The organism is Methylobacterium iners (assembly GCF_022179305.1).
In the GTDB taxonomy this organism is placed as follows: Bacteria; Pseudomonadota; Alphaproteobacteria; order Rhizobiales; family Beijerinckiaceae; genus Methylobacterium; species Methylobacterium iners.
The window spans coordinates 60,589-79,178 of sequence record NZ_BPQP01000017.1 but is presented as its reverse complement, the minus strand read 5'-3'; the positions used below and the strand labels follow the sequence as shown (position 1 = coordinate 79,178).

Genomic DNA, 18,590 nt, shown 5'->3' with positions numbered 1-18,590 from the left:
ACCGCGGGATCAAACACCTAGTCCGCGTCGGCACGCTTTCGAGTGGATTGTGGAAGCAGATGATTTTAAGTGGCTGTCGTGCAGTCCGTGACCGCTCACAACCGATTGTCTGCCGTCCGTCGCAGAGGGAGACAGTTGTTGCGACAGTGCGCGGCCAGAGTTTGGAACATTGTCAAGCGACTGACCGTCCTTTTTTTACACACTCCCTTACGACGGAACGACCGGCAAACCTTGCTGACCAAGGAGTCATTCAGCAGCGGAGCGGGTAAGCCGTGCGCCAGAGCAAGCGCCGGGATCTCTTAACCTAGTCACTCTTGGTGGCTCGGCTGTTGGACCGACCATAGAGCGATTTCCGCTCGTGGTTGATGTCAGGCACACCTCCATAAGTTATCCGACTTGAACACGCGTACGATGCCGTTGATCACCCGCTGGTCAGTGAAACGCGCACTGCCGTGCAGATCGGTGCGCAAAAAGGCAGATATGACCGAACTCTGCATCCGTAAGTCAGAGTTGGCACCGACTTATAGACGGCCTGCCCCAAGAACGCCGATCTCAACAGCTCGCTTCGACAAACCTGTTTTCGGGTCGGGACCTTAAACGAGGTCGGTTCGCGTTCAGTATTCGGCAGACAGTTTCATCCTGCCGTGAACGTTAGGCTTCATGCGGACCGGTCACTACAGCCGGCGGTTACCGGGCAGCAACAATCGATAGGTTGTACGATCTCAACCATGTACCTTCCCGGTTGAAGCTTCCTATCACTCAGTGCGGCCTGATTGCGGTTGGACTTAGCAGAACCCAGACGTCATGTCAGCGGATTACTTACGATACTTTGCGCAATTCATTATAATAATAGCCACGGTCGAACATCGATCTCAATTTATACAATTACAAATCTTCTTATGAATAAGAATTTGACCAGCTATATCAATTTTAATGCAGAATACTGCCATATTTCATGCGACTTCGAGATGACCATTACTGTCAACTCCCTAGAGCTGTAAATACGTTGTTATCACACGAGTAACAACGTCGCACCGTTGATAACGGGGATAGTTCAATCTCAACAACTAGAAGCAGAAGAAAGGAGGTGTTAAGCAATTGTTAACTTTTAAACGAGGCTTTTAATGAACCGTCTCGATAGCATCCTTGCGGAAGCTCAACTGAGATTTGATGCAACTCAAGTATCAGAAACTATTGACTGGTTGGCAAAGGAGCTGGCGACTTCTTTCGACGAGGCATCTCTTACAGGAAGATTAGCTGAATTCCAGGCGTCCTGCAGAAAGCATCCGCTTTGTGAATACTTTATGATGGACCCCTACTCCCGCAGGGCTGCCGAAAAACCGCGCGGTTATGCTGGTGATGCGGTCATGCTTGACTTCATCTACCGCCCTGATCCCAAATTGTTTGATGGCGTCGCTGGCTCTGTTCATAGGGCAACAACGACGCTCCCTAATGCCAAGAGCGTACTTTGGCGTCGAGATTATCTTGCAAGCCTTATTTTCAGCCGGATGCGGCCAACGGAGGCTCCGCGCATCCTTTCTGTCGCTAGCGGTCATATGCGCGAGCTCGATACACTACGCGATTTGACTGAGAGCACAAAGGTCGAATTTACCGCCTTGGATCAGGATAAAACATCAATACAACAGGCGATACAAACATATAATGAATATAAGATTGTCGGTATACCGAGAGGTTTTTCATCGTTGATCAAACGTAACTCGACAATTGGTAATTTTCACGTGATATACTCTGCTGGTTTGTTTGATTATCTCACCGAACTGTCAGCGGTAAGTCTCGTCAAAGCAATGTTTGCTCGCCTTTTGCCGGGCGGCGTTCTTTCAATCGGAAACTTTACGCGTGACAGTCATGGACGGGGCTTCATGGCAGGTTTCATGGATTGGTGTTTGATTTACAGGAACGAGGGCGAGATGCGAGCCCTGGCGCAAGCTGCCTGTCCCGGAGCGTCTTACCGTATTTTCCGCGATCAACCAGGTAATGTAGTGTATTTGGAGATATTTTCTGACAAAGCCATTGATGATCCATCATAGTTAGCATCAGCGGTATACCCAGCGCGCAGTCGGTACTACCGTCTTGATCGTTTGATCACTGATTAAGGCCTCAGTGCACGCACCGGAACGAAAGCACCTCCAAACAGAACTTTGACGTGCAAGCTCATTGTTGTAAACAGATAAGTTCTGTGAACTTAGTGCACCTATCGGATCCTAAACAGCTAGATAATGCGCAACTTAACTACACGAAGCGATTCATCTAAATTCTGTACCGAACTAAAGCAATATCGGAACTGCGGTTTCGTGATCTGGTGCCGTATTTGGCGCCATGCAGCGATGACGGCGGGAGGGTCAAATTCTTGAGTGCGCACTGGGCTGTCATCGAGCCGTTATAGCTCGGAAACAGCCCGAGCCCGGGTGCGAGGACGACAGCTCGGGAATATTTAGCCACATACCTGTCATTGCACGAAGCTCAAGCAGCTTAGCCAAGCCGTAAGCGTCTTATGGGTCGTTTCGATCAGCTCGAAGGGGACAAGCCGACCGGTTCTCCGCTGAACGACTCTGGTGAGCATACGGATGCCGTCACCTCGGTGGACGTTGTCCACGCGCAATCGACGAGATCACAGCGCTTAGCTTGCTGTCGATGGCGGTGTTGAACAGCGCGAGGTCGCCGATGCAGCCCTCGTGTTGTAGACGGGTACGACTCGCCCAGATGTGCTTGGGTTTGAGCAGTGGCTCACAGTCGATGAGGCGCACATGGTTCGAAGGCTAACAAGTAATTCCTGTTCCGCGGCGGTATGTTAGCACTCGGATTGAGGACTCATCAGCATTCCAGCTCACTCACAATCAGCCCCGTTGCCATGACTCACGGCTATCTCGGCTCAGCACGCCGGGAACCAGTTCCCATGGAAGCCCGGCGGGATCCGGTGAGGCAGCCGGACCGTTGCGACCGGTAGATTCTCAAATGTTCGCGCGTCGAGGATGGTAAAGTCCGTCGTCTCGTTCGCCGTGTCGATGACTAGACCCATGAGCCATCCCTCGTCCTCGCCTGCGACGACAGCGGTGGGCACAAACACGAACTCACCGGGGACATGACCGGCGCCGAATTCGTGCACGCGGCGCTCTCCCGTCTCAAGATCATGCTTGTAGAGTTGCGTCGCGCCCGTGAGCTGCGGATCGCCATCGGGAGGGACCGAGACCGTGTAGGCGTACTGATGGCGCTGCCCGAAACGGCGCTCGTCGATGCGGGGGAACTCCTGCGGCGTCGAGTCGATCAAGCGCCGGTCGACCCGCTTCGTCGACAGGTCCGCGGTCCAGCGCTCGAATTGGCCCGGTGCATCGAAGCCACCGTCGGCCGAGGCGAACATTGTCGGGTAAGCGATCACGTCGAGGATCACTCGGCCGTCCGCGTCGTCGAAGGCGTTGGCGACGTGGAACACGTAGCACGGCTCCACATCGCACCACACGATGTCGGATGCACTGCCGCGCCGAGGGAGCAGGCCCAGGCGGGCGTGGTGGGATGGGTTCCAGCGGAACGGTAGACGATAGCCGGCGAGCAAGGCCCGCATCGAAAACGTAAGGGGCAGGTCCAGCACGATCGCGAAGCGCGCCGTGAGCGCGCAGTCGTGGATGCAGGGTCCGTGCTCGACCGGGATCGCCACGTCGCGCACGACGCGGCCGGCGGGCGAGATTACGACGTGTCGGATGCTGTCCCAAATGCTTCCGTCATATGCGATCGCGTGCGTCTCGCCGGTGAGCGGGTCGCGATGTGGGTGACCGGAGAAGGACCCGGCCAGCGTGCCGTCGAACGGGTTGTAGCGCTGCGCGTCCAAGGTCTCGGACAGCTCGACGGGGAAGCTGCCGGCCTCCACCACGGCAAAGGCGTGGCCGCCGATATTGACCACGTTCGTGTTGACGGTGTCGTTGCGACCTCGACGCGGTCCGGGTGCCGCGGGCCGGCCTAAAGCCGCGGCGGCGACACGAGAACCGATCCAGCGGTTGCGATACCACTGGGCGCGGCCCTTGCTGATGGCGAGACCATGCACCATGCCGTCGCCGAGGAACCATTCGTGGGCCCGTGACGCCGGACGGACGGGGTTGGCCCCCATCTTAAGATACCGGCCGTCGAGGCCCGCCGGGATCAACCCGGTGACGGTGAGATCGCACAGCGTCAGCTCCTCGCGCATCGGCGCATGGACGCCGACCACGAACGGACTCGGGGTCCTGGGCAGTCGCCACCGATTGCAGGCCGCCATCAGACCGACGCCGCCCTCTGCCACGGCGCGAATGGCCGATCGGACAAGGTTGGACATGGGATGTGCTCTCCGGATGTGCTTGGCGGGACCATCGTGCCAACCGGTCCTATCTGGCGATAGGGTGGGATAAGGTGAGAGCGCGTCTACGACCTTCGTGCTGCAGGCGGGTAGAGAATGCGATGGGGTTGCCCGGGGTGTCGGGGCTGGCGTGGACAAAGCGAGCGCAGACCAGAAGCGGACATCGCGAACCTCGCTTAGGGTGGAAAGCGGACTTTGATCTTTGGTCCCAAAGTCGACGTTCCGCCTCCGCCTCGATCTGCCGAATACTCGCTTCTCATGACATCGAAAGCGGACGTTCGTCGCGCCATCTGGTCGCCGGAGACCGTTCTGATGAAGATTGACGCCTCGGTGGGTGCACCTTCGAAAGACCGCGTCATCCATCTCCGCTCGTTTTGGCGCGGTAAGCGTTTGGTCACGATCCAAACTGATTGTGGAATCAGACTTGTTTTACTGAGGTCCTCAATGAACGCGGTGCCTGCCAAGCGCCCACCCGGCCGAGGAAAGATCCTGGGCGTCTGCCTCCTTGGGCTGTTCTTCGTCGTGCCGCTCGCTGCCGCCTACATCCATTTCCACACCCGCATCTTCATCTTCGACGGTCTGAACGGGCCGGAGGCACCGAGCATCGTCGCGCCGGAGACGCCCGCGAACTGGCGGCAATTCTCGGCTGGCGGCGGCGCGCGCCTCGCGATCCTCCTCACCGACGAGGATTCGGGCTGGCTCGGGCTGGCGCACGGGCTGAAGAGCCTCGGCGTGCCGTTCCGGATCACGCGCAGCGCCGAGGAGGCCGTCAAGCACCGCACCGTGCTGGTCTATCCCTACATCTCCGGCCGCGTCCTGAAGCCCGACGAGCTCCGGGCGCTCGCCGCCCTGCCTCGATCGGGCGGCACCCTGATCGCGGCGAACGTGCTGGGCGGCGGGCTTAACGCGCTGTTCGGCTTCCGCGAGACCGTAGGCTCGCGGGGGCGCTTCGCGCTGACCTTCTCGGAGACGGCCCACGCCTGGCTCGGGCTGACTGAGCCGGAGGAGCAGAGCGTGCGCTTCGGCGACGCGGCCAAGAGCGCCGAGGCGCAGCTCGGCACGCAGGGCTATCTCGGCGCCTCGGAGGCGCTCGCCTCCTTCGGCGACGGCTCGGCCGCGATCACCCGGCGGCGCCTCCCCGAGGGCGGGGCGGCCTACGCGCTCGGCTTCGATCCCGGTTTCCTGCTCCTGCTCGGCCAGAACGCCCGCGGCCAGGACCTCGAGCGCGCCTACGTCAACGCTTTCGCGCCTCAGAACGACGTCGTCCTGCGCCTGATCCGCCAGATCTGGCGCGAGAGCGAGCCGCTCGCCGTGACGCTCGGCCGCGTGCCGGAGGGCAAGTCGCTCGCCGTCGTGATGACCTTCGACGTGGATTTCACGCGCTCGCTGCCCAATGCCGAGACCTACGCCGAACTCCTGAAGGAGAAGGGGGTGCGCGGCACCTTCCTGATCCAGACCAAGTACATGCGCGACCACAACGACGAGATCATGCTGAACGCCGGCACGGTCCAGCACCTGCACCGCCTCAAGGCGCTCGGGATGGAGCTCGGCAGCCACACGGTGGCACATGCGCGTGCCATGCGCCGGTTCGAGATCGGGACGGGCCGTGAGCGCTACCCCGATTACCGGCCGGTCGTGCTCGGCTGGGACGAGGCCCGGGACGGCACCGTGCTCGGCGAGTTGCGGGTGAGCAAGTTCCTGATCGAGACCCTGGTGCCGGGCGCGAAGGTGGTCAGCTTTCGCCCCGGCCACCTCGCCAACCCGCCGAGCCTCGCCCAAGCCATGGAGGCGACGGGCTACCGCTTCAGCTCGACCGTCACGGCCGGCAACGCCCTCTCGCACCTGCCCCACCGCCACACCTACGGGCGGGGCGCGAAGGCCGAGACGAACACCTTTGAGTTCCCGATCACCGTCGAGGACGAATTGCTGCCGCTCATGGGCCTGCGCATCAAGCCGTCCCTGGCGCTCGCCCGCAAGATCGGGCGCGACGGGGGGCTCTTCACGGTGCTGATCCACCCCAATATCCTCAGCCACAAGCTCGACTTCGCCCGCACTCTCATCGACGAGCTCAAGGGCGAGGCCTGGTTCGGGGCGCTGGAGGATTTCGGCGGCTGGTGGGCGGCGCGCGACGGCGTCTCCCTCGACGCCGAGCGCGGCCCTGAGGGCACCGTCCTGACGCTTGCCGCGCCGGGGCCGGTCGATCGCCTCGCCCTCGAGATCCCGGCTGGCTGGAGCCTGGAGGGCGCCGGCCCGCAGATCCGTCAGGCCGGGCGCCTCGTCGTGATCGGGCGGCTGGAGGGCAGCGCGACGCTCCGCTTTCGCCTCGACAGGGCCGGCCGCCCGGCCCAGCCGGTCGCGAGCCTGGAAGGCGCCGCGGTTGCGCCGACGACCCCAGCCGAGACCGGCTTTCCTGCCCTCAGGGGTAGCGTCGACAGGGATGCCCGTGCCCCGGCCGCGCTTCGTTGAGGCCGGGCGCAGGGCGCTCCTCCCCGGCGTCCTGGCGCTCCTGATGGGGCCGGCCCTCGCGGAGGCGCGGCCCGTCTTCCGCTCCGTCCTCGCCTGCACGGCAGCCGACGGGGGTCTCACCCTCGTCGAGACGGGGCGGATGGCCCCCGGCTGCCGCCCCGTCGCCCTGCCCGTTCCGCTGGAGAGCGTGCGCTGGACGACGCGCTTGGACCGATCGGAGCCCGTCACTCGCGACCGGATCGTGGTGGGCGGCACCGGAACGGGCGCGACCTTCGCCCCGGCGAGCGCCCGGTTCGAGCCCGCCCCCGGCCCGCCCGGCCGTCCGGCGCCGCTGATGCCGGGTCTCGGCCTCATCCCGCAGCTCGCCGCCAGGACCTTCGGCACGGAGGAGCGCGCGGTCCTGACCCGAACCGACGAGGCGGTCACCCTGGCCTGCCGCGCGGGGACGCGGCCCTCGGGCCTGATCCTCGATCCCGGCGAGCGGCGCATGCCGGACGTAGCGGACCTGCGCCTGCACTGGGCAGCCGCGGGCGACGTGGGCTTCGCGGCGGCGATCGTTGCCCGCGGGGGTTCGGCCGAGTCCGGCACGCGCATCGCTGGCGATTTCACCGCGACCGACGTGCCGGGCGAAGCTGCCCTGCGCGCCGCCCCGTTGTTCGTGGTGACCTGCCCGGAGGTCGCCGGAACGATCACCCTGAACGATCTGCGGCTCGTCGGCCGGGCGGTCGCGCCGCCGCCCGCGCGCTCGGCCTGGGCGTGGCGGCCCTCGCGCTGGCGCGACGGGCCGCAGCTTCTCCTCGACGAGGCCCGTGCGCACCGGCTGGAGCGCCTGTTCGTGACCGTCGAGGTCGCCGAGGACCACGTGACGGAGGCGGCGGGACTCGCGGCTTTCGTCGCGGCCGCGCACCGGGCCGGCATCGCGGTCGTCGCCGTCGAGGGTGATCCGGGCATGGCGCTCGCCAACGGCCGCGCCGTGGCGCTGGCCCGGCTCGCCGCGCTGTCCGCCTACCAGCACGCCGCCGCTCCGGAGGCGCGCCTCGACGGTTTGCAATACGACATCGAGCCCTATCTCCTTCCGGCCTTCGCCGCAGAGCCCGAAGCGGTCTTCCGTGGCTGGGCCGAGACGCTCGACGCGCTCACGGCGGCCAAGCCCCCCTTCCCCCTCGACCTCGTCCTGCCGTTCTGGCTCGCGGACAACCCTTCCGCGCACCTCGTCATGCCGGCGATCGCCCGGGCGGCCGCGCGCCTGACGGTGATGGCCTACCGCACGAACGCGGCCGAGGTGATGCGGGCGGCCGAGCCCCTGCTCGCCTGGGGTGCGGCCGCCTCGCTTCCCGTTCAAGTCGCGCTGGAGGCCGGTCCCTTGGGCGACGAGACCACCCGCCTCTACGCCCGCGCCGCCTCGGGCCCCCTCTGGATCGTGCCGCAGGCGGAGGGCGACGCCCTCCTCGTCCTGCTGCACCAGCCGCGCGCCGCGGCAGGCGATGCCCGCGTCTACGCCCTCGAACGCGAGAGCGTCTTTGCCGGCGCGCGCGTCAGCTTCCTCGGGGACCATGCCCGCGTCGAGGCGACGGCCGTCGAACTCGCCGCGGGTCTGTCCGCCTGGCAGAGCTTCGGGGGCCTGGCGTTCCACGGCCTCATCGACTGAACCGGCCTGCCCTGCGCGGGTCCTCGTCGCGCACGACAATGTGCGGATTCGGTCCTGGAACGAGGGGCGCATTTCACCGGTGGTTAACGGCAATCCGCGAAACCTTCCGCAACGGAGATCGCCATGGCCGCACCCCTCGTCCTCGTTGCCGACGACGACAACATCACCCGCTCCATCGTCGAGATGAAGCTGAAGAGCCGCGGCTACCGCATCGTCACCGCGGTGGACGGCGATCAGGCTTTGCACCTCATCGAGATCGAGCGCCCGGGCCTCGCCGTACTCGACGCGATGATGCCGGGCGTCGACGGATTCGAGGTGCTGCGCCGCCTCAAGGGCGATCCGGAGCTCGCCGCCATGCCGGTGGTGATGCTGACCGCGCGCAAGCTCGAGCAGGACATCGTGCGGGCGCTGGACACGGGCGCCGCAGACTACCTCGTCAAGCCCTTCATCCCCGAGGAGCTGGCCTCCCGCATCGCGCGCCTGCTGCCCATCGGCCGGGTATGATGCGTGCGCTCACGATCCTCGCGCTCGCGCTCGCCGCCGACCTCACCCCGCTTGGCGCCGGGCGGGCGCTCGCCCAGGACGGGGCGGTCGCCGAGCGGCTGTACCGGGAGGGCACCGAGGCGCGGCAATCCGGGCGCGTCGACCAGGCGATCGAGAGCCTGACCCGGGCGGCCGGGCTGGCGCCGGACGATGCCGACACGCAACTCCAGCTCGGCCTCGCGCTCTTCGCCAAGCAGCGCTTCGCCGAGGCGCGGACCGCGTTCGGTCGGGCGCTCGCCATCGCTCCGACCTACGACGAGGCCCGGTTCGGGCTCGTCCGTGTCGCGCTCGCGACCCGCGACCTCGACGAGGCCGAGCGCGAGCTGAAAGTTCTGCGGCAGGGAGGCGCTGAGGCCTCGGAGCTCAAGGTGCTGCAGGGGCAGCTCGACGCCGCCCGCGCGCCCCCGCCCGCCCAGGGAACGCTTGCCCAGGAGGGACCGGCGCTGCGCGGTACCGAGGGCGGTCCGTCGCGCAGCGAGGCGCCGGCCCGCACCGAGACGCAGCGCCTGTTCCTCGAAGGCCAGGCGGCCCGCCGGGCAGGGCGCTTCGACCTGGCCGTCGAGCGGTTCAGCCAGGCCGCCGCCCTGGCGCCTGAGGATTCCGACGCGCAGGTCGAGCTCGGCCAGGCGCTGATCGCCCCCCGCCGGTTCCGCGAGGCTGGCGTCGCCTTCCGCCGCGCCCTCGAACTCGCCCCGGCCTACGGCGATGCGAGGCTCGGCCTCGCTCGCCTCGCCTTCTACGAGAAGCGGCCCGCGGAGGCCGAGCGCGAGCTCAAACTCCTGCTCGCCCGGGAGCCGAAGAACCGGGAGGCGCTGGCGCTTCGCGCCCAGATCGCCAAGGCCGCTTCCGCCCTCGAGGTCGAGGCCCAGCAGGCCGAGGCAAGGCGCGAGGCGGCCCGGATCGAGGCCGCGCGGGTTCGCGCACAGGCGGTCGTCAAGGCGAAGCTCGACGCGGCCAGCGCCCTGCGCAAGGCCGGCAAATTCTGGGAGGCGGAAGGCATCTATCGCGGCCTGCTCGCCACCCGCCCGAAGGATTCCGACCTCCTGATCGCGGCGGGCTCCGTCACCGCCTTCCAGGGCAAGACCCGCTTCACCGACGCCCGCCGGGATTTCGAGGCGGCGCTGGCCGTCGCCCCGACGGCCGACGACGCCACGATCGGCCTCGCCCGGGTCGATCTCTACGAGAACCGGCTCGACGACGCCGGGCCCCGCCTCGACCGGGTGCTGGCCAAGCAGCCTGACAACACCGAGGCGCAGGCGCTCGCCGCGCGGGTGACCCTGGCGCGGGGCGAGCCGGCGGAGGCGGAGGTCGCCTTCCGCTCGCTCTCCCTGCGTCTGCCCAAGGACACGGACATCCTCCTCGGCCTCGGCGATTCCTTGCGCGGGACCCTGCGGGATGCCGAGGCGCGCGGCATCTACGTGCAGGCGGCCGCCGCCGATCCGGCTTCCGCCGAGATCCAGGCGCGGATCGCGCAGAAGATCCGGCCGCGCTGGCGCCTCGACATCGACGGGTCCTACAGCACCCTGACCAAGGGCAATTCCGACTGGCGGGAGGGCCGGATCAACCTCGGCTACCGGCTGAACGAGCGCACCACGCTTGCGGGCGGCGTCGAGGTCACGGAGCGCTTCGGCCGGGTCAACACCCTCATCGACGCCCGCGTCGACCACCGCTGGTCGGATGCCTGGACGAGCTACCTGCGGCTCGGCGGCGCCCCCGACGCGGATTATCGGCCGGACGTCTTCGTCGAGACCGGCGGTACCATCCGGGTCTCCCAAGGGTTCGGCACCTTCGGTGCGACCCTTCTGACTCTCGACGCCGGCTACGCCAAGTACGCCACCGCCGAGGTCGTCAGCGCGAGCCCCGGCATCACGCAATACATGCTCGGTGGCCGCCTTTGGCTCTCGGCCAAGGCGATCGGCACCCTCGCCGACGTCCAGGTGACCCAGCGCGGGATCGACGGCACCTCCTTCGTCCGCGGGCGGATCGACAAGTTCGGCGGCTACCTCGTCAAGGCCGACATCCAGGCGCGCGACGATCTCACCTTCTTCATCGGTTGGGCCGACGCGCCAGACGCCTCCGACGGCCGGGTCTTCCCGGCCCGCGCGCTTTTCGGGGGCGCGGTCTACGACATCGACGAGACCTTCAGCATCAAGGTTTCCGCCGCCCACGAGGACCGGGTGAAGTCTTACGACCGCAATAGCGTGAATGTCGGGTTGACCACGCGGTTCTGAATCGGGGCACCGCCCTTCGGCCCCGTTCACCATTTGGTGGCGCTAAGCGCAGCTTTCCGGGCGAGGCGCCGACGGCCGCGCCGGACTCGCGCGGCTTCCTTAAGTCCGCCCTGGGAGGGTGATCCCTTGAACGGGGTCGATCGTCGCCTTGCTGCTCTCGGGTATCTGGACCGTCTCACTGGGCTTCGCCGCGGTCTCGCTGGCGACGATGCTGGTGCTCATCCTGACGCGCGCCGTCAGCGGGCGCCGGGCCCGGCGGAAAGCGGAGCAGCGCGAGATGCTCCTGCTCGCCCTCCTCGGCTGGCTCGAGGACGGAGGCGCGGAGAACGGCGCCGCGATCCGGCGGTCGCTCGCCCGCGACGGCCGGCTCGCGACGGGCCTCCTGACGGAGGTCTTCGAGATCGTCAGGGGAGACGGCCAGCTCCGCCTCGCCGCTCTGGCGGAGGAAGCCGGCATCGGCGAGTGGATCCGCCGGGCGCTGCGCAAGGGACCGGTGCGCGACCGGCTCGACGCCGCGGAGGCGCTGATCTGGTTTCCCTCGCCGAAGACCACCGAGGCCCTGCGCCTGGCGGTCTCGGACGTGCAGGACGACGTCAGCTTCGCCGCGGCCGCCACGCTCGCGGGCTTCGGCAGCGAGCTCACCCTCGACGAGCGCCTGCTGGAGCGGCTGGGCCGCTTCGGCAGCTCGCGGCGCATCGAACTCGTCCTCAACCGTTTCGCCGCGCAGCGGCCCGACGCCCTCGTGGACGTCGTGCTCGACGAGGCCTTGAGCGACCGGGTCCGGACCGTGGCGCTCGACGCGGTGACGCAGACGGGACTGCCGGGCACCCTCGAGCTGCTGCTCTCCCTCGAAGCCTCGCCCTCGGCGGACATCCGCGTCGCAGTGGCGCGCAACCTCGGCACGCTCGGCCATCCCGACGGCGCGCCGACGATCGGCCGCTATCTCACCGACGATCGCTGGGAGGTGCGGTCCAAGGCCGCCGAGGCGGTGGGGCGCTTGGGGACCATCGAGCTCGGGCCGGCTTTGTGCGCGCTCCTCCTCGACGAGAACTGGTGGGTCCGCCACCGCGCTGGCGAGGCCCTGGCCAAGCTCGGCGACCTCGGCATCGAGGCCCTCAACGAGATGGCCGCGATCGCCGCGCAGACCACGCTCGGACAGACCGCCACGCACATTCTGGCCGAGCGCAACAGGAGCGCCGCATGATCATGCCATCACCCGAGATCATCGTCGCCTCGACGCTCGATACGGTGCTCTTCATCGTGATCGCGACGGGGCTCGCCCAGAACGGGCTCTACGTGCTGCAACTCGTGCTCGCGATGCAGGAACTCGCCACCCAGCGGCCCGAGAAACGGGCCGGCCTGCTCTGGCGGCGCTACGCCGATATCAGCCCGCCGATCTCCCTCCTCGTGCCCGCCTACAACGAGGAGCTCTCCATCGTCGATTCCCTGAGCTCGATGCTTGCGCTGAACTACCCCGATTTCGAGGTCATCGCCGTCAACGACGGCTCGACCGACGGGACCCTGCAGGCGATGATCGACGGGTTCGGGCTCAAGCCCGTGATCCGGCACTATTCGGAAGCCGTGCCCCACCAACCGCTGCGCTGCGTCTACGGCTCGCCGCAGTACCCGAAGCTTGTCGTCGTCGACAAGGCGAACGGGGGCAAGTCCGACGCACTGAACGCCGGCATCACGCTGTCGCGCTTTCCGATTTTCTGCGCGGTCGACGCGGATTCGATCCTGGAGAGCGACGCGCTGCTGCGCGCGGCCCAGCCCTTCATCGACGATCCCGTCCGCACGGTGGCGGTGGGCGGCACTATCCGCATCGCCAATGGCTGCCGCATCGAGCGCGGGCGGGTGCTCTCATTCGGGCTGCCGCGCAGTCTGCTTGGGCTGTTCCAGACGGTGGAGTACCTGCGCGCCTTCCTGATGGCGCGGCTCGCCTGGAGCCGAATGCGCACACTGACCATCATCTCGGGCGCCTTCGGCCTGTTCAAGCGCCAGACCGCGATCGCGGTGGGTGGCTACAGCCACGGCACCGTCGGCGAGGACATGGAGCTCGTCGTCAAGATCCACCGCTACATGCGCGACCGGAGGCAGGATTACCGCATCACCTTCGTGCCCGAGCCCGTCTGCTGGACTGAGGCGCCCGAATCCTGGCGCGTGCTCGGCCGGCAGCGCAGCCGCTGGCAGCGCGGAGCCCTGGAGACCTTCTTCCGGCACGGCGACATGCTCTTCCGTCCGAAATACGGGCGCATCGGCGTGGTCGGCTTCGGCCACGTCCTTATCGTCGACGTCCTCGGCCCACCCATCGAGGTGCTCGGCTACCTTCTGGTGCCGATGCTGTGGTTCCTCGGCCTGCTCTCCGTCGATTACCTGCTCGCCTTCCTGGCGCTCACCTTCGTGTTCGGGATCTTCGTCAGCGTTGCCTCGCTGATACTGGAAGAGATCGAGCTGCAGCGGGTGCCCCGCATCTCGGACCTGGCGCTCTTGACCCTCGTCGCGGTCGTTGAGAATTTCGGCTACCGTCAGATCAGCAACCTCTGGCGCCTGCGCGGCCTTTGGCAGTACCTGCGCGGCCACCAGGGCTGGGGCGTGATGTCCCGGGTCGGCTTCCGGCATACCTAGAGGCACGCATACTTCGGGTCTGCTTCGCGAACCTCCTGCCCCACAGCAGACGAGCGCGAAACCACCAATCCCGGTCGTGCCTTTCTGGTTCAGCACCATGAAACCGAAGTCAGCACGCCGCTCTGACCGCCAAAGCTTGACCATTTCCTGCAGCGGACAGACCAACCCGGTAGGAGCATTCTTTCCCAGTTTAGGGCGGCGTGGGAGCGGAGTCGCAGTTTGCGGTTGGAGATGTCCGAAAGATTTTTCCAGCTCTTTTACCTTGCGTTATATTTCATACGACCAAGCTTACCTGTCGATCTCAGGCCAATCGCACCGAGCGGGTCGTGCAGATGCTGAAGGTACAGGGAGCTGCGTCAGCCGCGCTTGGTCGCCGCGACCTGCTTCGCAGCGGCGTGGGTGCCTTAGCGGCGCTTGGTGCTCCGCGCATCGTGCATGCGGCCGGGACGGGGCGTGCCCTCAAGATGAGTTATCTGTTCGACCACGACTCCCAACTCGGAGCTGGGGCGGACGAGTTCGCCCGAAGGACCAAATCCGCAACGGACGGTGCGTGGCGGATCGACCAATATCCGGGCGGCGCATTCGGTGGTGAACTCGAGATGATCGAGGCGCTCCGCAAGGGTGAGCTCGATCTCGCCTTCATCACCGGAGCTGTGTTCGCAAACGTTGCACCAGGTTTCGGCATCCTCGACCTGCCTTTTCTGTTTCGCAACGCAGCCCACGCTCACGCTGTATTAGATGGACCGATCGGCCGGACCATGCTCGACAGGTTTCGTCAGCACGACTTGGTGGCGTTAGCTTGGGGCGAGAATGGGATGCGCCATATCACCAACTCTCTCCGTCCGATCCACACGCCGGAGGACCTGCGCGGCCTCAAGATGCGCGTCCCCCAGTCGGACGTGATGTTGCGCTGCTTTCGTCAGCTCGGCGTCGATACTGCGCCCATGGCGTTCCCGGCGCTCTACGGCGCGTTGGAGTCCGGCCGCTTCGACGGTCAGGAAAACCCTATCGCGGTCATTCGGGCGGCGGAGTTTGATCGGGTGCAACAACACCTGACCTTGACCGGGCACATCTACTCCAACGCCGTCATTTTCATGTCGAAGGACGCTTGGAGCAGTCTTGGCGCGAAAGAGCGCGGCGTCTTTCTTGAGGCTGCGCATGCCGGAGGTGCGGCGTCGCGTCAGAGGGCGGGGCGCGACGATCGCGAGGGCGTCGATATCTTGCGCGCGTCCGGCATGCAGGTTGTCTCCATGGTTAATCGAGCGGCGTTCCGAGCCGCACTCGAGCCGACCTGGTCGAATTTCGCCACGGAGTTTGGCCCCGACTTGGTTTCCCGAATCGAGGCGGTTCCTACGGCGACCGGAAATCGAGGCTGACGCGTCATGATCAAACGCGTTTTCGACCGATGCTTCGACAAACGCGTCTCAGCGTATGCAGCCCAGGAATCCGACTCCCCACACTTGCCGCCCGTTGGCGCGGGGCAAGCGCCCAGGCGAGCACTGAACATGCGCTCTGCGTTCCTTGCAGGTTGCATCACCCTCGTCCTCCCCGGCCTAGCCGCGTCCGGCCATGACGTCGTCCAGGCGTGGACGGCTTGGCGTTCGGCGCAGGTCGTCACGCGCGAAACCAGGGCAGTGGCCGAAGCGATGCGTGCCTCGGCCGCCCTGATGTTGGAGCGCGGTGAACTTCAGGCTCAAGGGCTCGCCGTCACGCCGGATTTTGAGATTTTGGCCCGCGGCGCCGCCGCCACTGACCTTGCCCTGGCCCACACGCGAAGCGCCCTGCTGGAGGCGGGTGCAAGCACGGCTTTGATTAATCAAACGCAAGAGATCCTGAGCGCGACGCGTATCAGGGCGATGGAGGTGGTCAGAAATCGTGCGAGCTTCCGCGCGCCCTCCGAACAATTCGCTCGGCTGATCGAATCCCTGGACGCGGAGATGTCCCGAGCTGAGCGCGCCATTACGCTCGCAAGCCCGTCGACCGGAGTCCTGGTTGGTCTGGCGCGTGGCAGCAACGACCTCCGCGCGATTGCTGGCCGGCGTGGACAACTTCTGAGTCTGTGGACCGGTGGACAGGGTGTGTCTCCCGCCCAGAAGGACGAACTTCTGATCCTCACCGGCCGCTTGGCAGGAGCCTGGGACAGGATCCAGCGCGGCATCGCTGCTGCAAGGCCAACACCGGGCTTGGTCGAGGCGGTGAAAATCACCGAAAAGCGCTTCTTCGTCCAGGAGGAACCCTGGTATCGTGAGCTCGCCAAGACCGCAGTCGCAGGGGCGGAGCCCCCTCTCAGCCATGCGCAGTATCGCCGCTGGACCAAGATTGCGCTCGGGCTGCTCGTACCCGTGCGCGAGGCGCTGATCAGCGAGGCATCGGCGCAGGGCGAAGGCGCGGTGAGCGCGGCACTTCGCCGAATGTTAGTCAGTCTCGGGCTCGCCCTGCTCTCGGTCTGCCTTGTCATGGCGGCGGTAGTGGTGCTGCTGCGCGGCTTGGTCGACCCTGTACGCCGCATCACAGCTGCCACCGCTGCGCTCGCCAATGGCAATATTACAGCTTCCAAGCCGGTCGGCAGCCGATTGACCGAGGTCGCGGCTATGGAGGCGGCGGTCGCAGTCTTCCGCAATAACCTAGTCAGCCTTCACGAGCGTGAAACCGAACTGCGGGGAACCAATCTCCGCTTCGGAGCGGCCCTCGAAAACATGTCGCAAGGCCTCACGATGTACGACGCCCGTGAGCATTTGACGGTTTTCAATCGTCGCTTCTGTGAGATCGTCGGCCTCCCGCCCGATCGGATAAAGATCGGCATGACATTCCGTGAGGTCGTTGCCCTTTCCGTCGAGGCCGGCAACTTTCCAGGCCAAAGCGCGGAACAAGCCTATGCGGATCGGCAGGGGTTCATTTCCCGGCTTGATGCCAGCGGTCAGCATGACGAGTTGACCGGTGAACGGGCCATCGCAGTTCGTTACCAGCCCATGACCGGCGCGGGTTGGGTATCCACCTACGAAGACGTGACGGAGCGCAGAGCCGCCGAAGCATGCATCGCCCACATGGCGCATCACGATGGCCTCACGGGTTTAGCGAACCGCGTCCTTTTTCGAGAGGAGATGGATAGGGCGCTGATACGCGCCAAGCGTGGAGATTCTCTCGCGGTGCTTTGCCTTGACCTCGATCGCTTCAAGGCCGTCAACGATACGCTGGGGCACTCGGTCGGGGATACGCTGCTGAAGTCCGTTGCCGAGCGTCTTCGCGGTTGCATGCGCGACACCGACATTCTTGCGCGCCTGGGCGGCGACGAGTTCGTGATCCTACAAGTTGCTGGCGACCAGCCGGTTGGAGCGACCGCGCTCGCTCGGCGGATCATCGAGACCATCGGATCGCCGTTCGACCTCGACGGGCATCGCGTCGACATCGGGACCTCTATTGGCATCGCCGTGGCGCCGGACGATGGGATTGAAGCGGATGGTCTTCTGAAGAGCGCCGATATGGCGCTCTACCAGGCGAAGGGCGACGGTCGAGGCGCATTTCGATTCTTCGAAGCCGGCATGAACGCGAAAATGCAACTCAGGCGTGGCCTGGAAATCCATCTCCGCCAGGCGCTTGGCCGGGGTGAATTCGCCGTGCACTTTCAACCCCTCGTCGAATTGGAGGCGGGGGAGGTGTCCGGCTTCGAGGCGCTTCTGCGGTGGGATCATCCAACGCGGGGCCAAGTGCCCCCGGACCAGTTCATCCCATTGGCCGAAGAGCTCGGTCTTATCGGCTCAATCGGCGCCTGGGTGCTGCGTGAGGCTTGCGCCGCGGCCGCGGCATGGCCTGCACCGCTCAGCGTAGCCGTGAACCTGTCGCCCGTACAGTTCAGGAATCGGCAGCTCGTTCTCGACGTGGTCGGAGCCTTAGGGGCATCCGGACTGGCGCCAAGCCGGTTGGAGTTGGAGATCACCGAAACCGCGATGTTGTTCGACACGGACGCCACCCTCGCCACTTTGCGTCAGCTCAAAGAACTCGGGGTCCGCATCGCCATGGACGATTTCGGAACAGGCTATTCATCGCTGAGCTACTTGCGCAAATTCCCTTTCGACAAGATCAAGATTGATCGCACCTTCGTCCGGGACTTGAGCGTGACGGAAGGCTCCCTGGCGATCATACGCGCCGTCACGCGCTTGGCGGCTGATCTCGGCATGGTAACGACGGCCGAGGGGGTTGAGACTCATGAGCAGCTCGCGACGTTGAGAGCGCAGGGATGCACACAGGCGCAAGGTTATCTATTTAGCCAGGCAAGGCCAGCGAACGAGGCGCTTGGTTTAGTCAGGTCAATCGGGCGCTCGATGAAAGATGTAGCCTAACCTAAATTGTTTGGCAGGCTTCCGGTGAAAGCTGTGGAAGCCACTGCGCAAGTGCCGCGGTCAGATATTGACGACCGCACATTTATAGGTCCAGGTTACGTTGAAGCATCGTAGAAGACCGGGAGTTTGCAACCAGAAAGAAGATTGACTGTCATTTGGTGTGCCACAGCGTAGGGCGCTCCGCTTCGCGGACGACGGTCCAATTTTATGACTACCGGACTGCAGCATGTCTCGCCGAGATGGGTTGAAGGCGGAACGTCTGCTTCTGGGTGCAACGTCAAGGTCCGCTGGTGGCGGATTGTGTTGAAAAACTCGGCGGTGGCCACTTTGACCGCAACCGGCTCATCACGCAGAGGAATAACCATCTCTCCAAGATAAAGCTCTGTCGCTATAAACGG

10 protein-coding genes are annotated in these 18,590 nt (G+C 65.2%); 9 read left to right on the top strand and 1 reads right to left on the bottom strand.

What is annotated here, in order from left to right; all coding sequences use genetic code 11:
• The first annotated feature begins 1,124 nt into the window (after positions 1-1,124).
• Positions 1,125-2,048 (top strand): hypothetical protein, encoded by a 924-nt coding sequence (locus MFF55_RS06090; RefSeq protein ID WP_238243192.1) that lies wholly within the window; start codon positions 1,125-1,127, stop codon positions 2,046-2,048.
• Between the two features lie 842 nt (positions 2,049-2,890).
• Here the strand turns inward: MFF55_RS06090 and MFF55_RS06085 are convergent.
• Positions 2,891-4,321, bottom strand: coding sequence for an 8'-apo-carotenoid 13,14-cleaving dioxygenase (locus MFF55_RS06085; protein WP_238243191.1), 1,431 nt, complete (start codon positions 4,319-4,321; stop codon positions 2,891-2,893).
• A gap of 465 nt (positions 4,322-4,786) precedes the next feature.
• On the opposite strand from MFF55_RS06085, the gene MFF55_RS06080 reads away from it, so the two are divergent.
• From MFF55_RS06080 to MFF55_RS06045, 8 genes are all read left to right on the top strand, one after another.
• Complete coding sequence (locus tag MFF55_RS06080; RefSeq protein ID WP_238243190.1) at positions 4,787-6,808, top strand: polysaccharide deacetylase family protein; 2,022 nt, start codon at positions 4,787-4,789, stop codon at positions 6,806-6,808.
• Entirely contained in the window at positions 6,780-8,456 is a 1,677-nt protein-coding gene (locus MFF55_RS06075; protein ID WP_238243189.1) for a hypothetical protein, read from the top strand. The genes MFF55_RS06080 and MFF55_RS06075 overlap by 29 nt, the downstream gene beginning before the upstream one ends.
• 123 nt (positions 8,457-8,579) lie before the next feature.
• Positions 8,580-8,960 (top strand): response regulator transcription factor, encoded by a 381-nt coding sequence (locus MFF55_RS06070; protein ID WP_238243188.1) that lies wholly within the window; start codon positions 8,580-8,582, stop codon positions 8,958-8,960.
• Complete coding sequence (locus MFF55_RS06065; protein WP_238243187.1) at positions 8,957-11,230, top strand: tetratricopeptide repeat protein; 2,274 nt, start codon at positions 8,957-8,959, stop codon at positions 11,228-11,230. The genes MFF55_RS06070 and MFF55_RS06065 overlap by 4 nt, the downstream gene beginning before the upstream one ends.
• 148 nt (positions 11,231-11,378) lie before the next feature.
• A complete protein-coding gene (locus MFF55_RS06060; RefSeq protein WP_238243186.1) occupies positions 11,379-12,434 on the top strand; it encodes a HEAT repeat domain-containing protein in 1,056 nt (351 codons plus the stop codon).
• Positions 12,431-13,855: a glycosyltransferase family 2 protein gene (locus MFF55_RS06055; protein WP_238243185.1), complete on the top strand. Its 1,425-nt coding sequence runs from the start codon at positions 12,431-12,433 to the stop codon at positions 13,853-13,855. Before MFF55_RS06060 ends, MFF55_RS06055 begins: the two co-directional genes overlap by 4 nt.
• A 332-nt stretch (positions 13,856-14,187) precedes the next feature.
• On the top strand, positions 14,188-15,231 hold the full coding sequence (locus tag MFF55_RS06050; protein ID WP_238243195.1) for a DctP family TRAP transporter solute-binding subunit: 1,044 nt from the start codon (positions 14,188-14,190) through the stop codon (positions 15,229-15,231).
• Between the two features lie 129 nt (positions 15,232-15,360).
• Positions 15,361-18,192, top strand: coding sequence for a putative bifunctional diguanylate cyclase/phosphodiesterase (locus MFF55_RS06045; protein WP_238243184.1), 2,832 nt, complete (start codon positions 15,361-15,363; stop codon positions 18,190-18,192).
• Positions 18,193-18,590 lie beyond the last annotated feature (398 nt).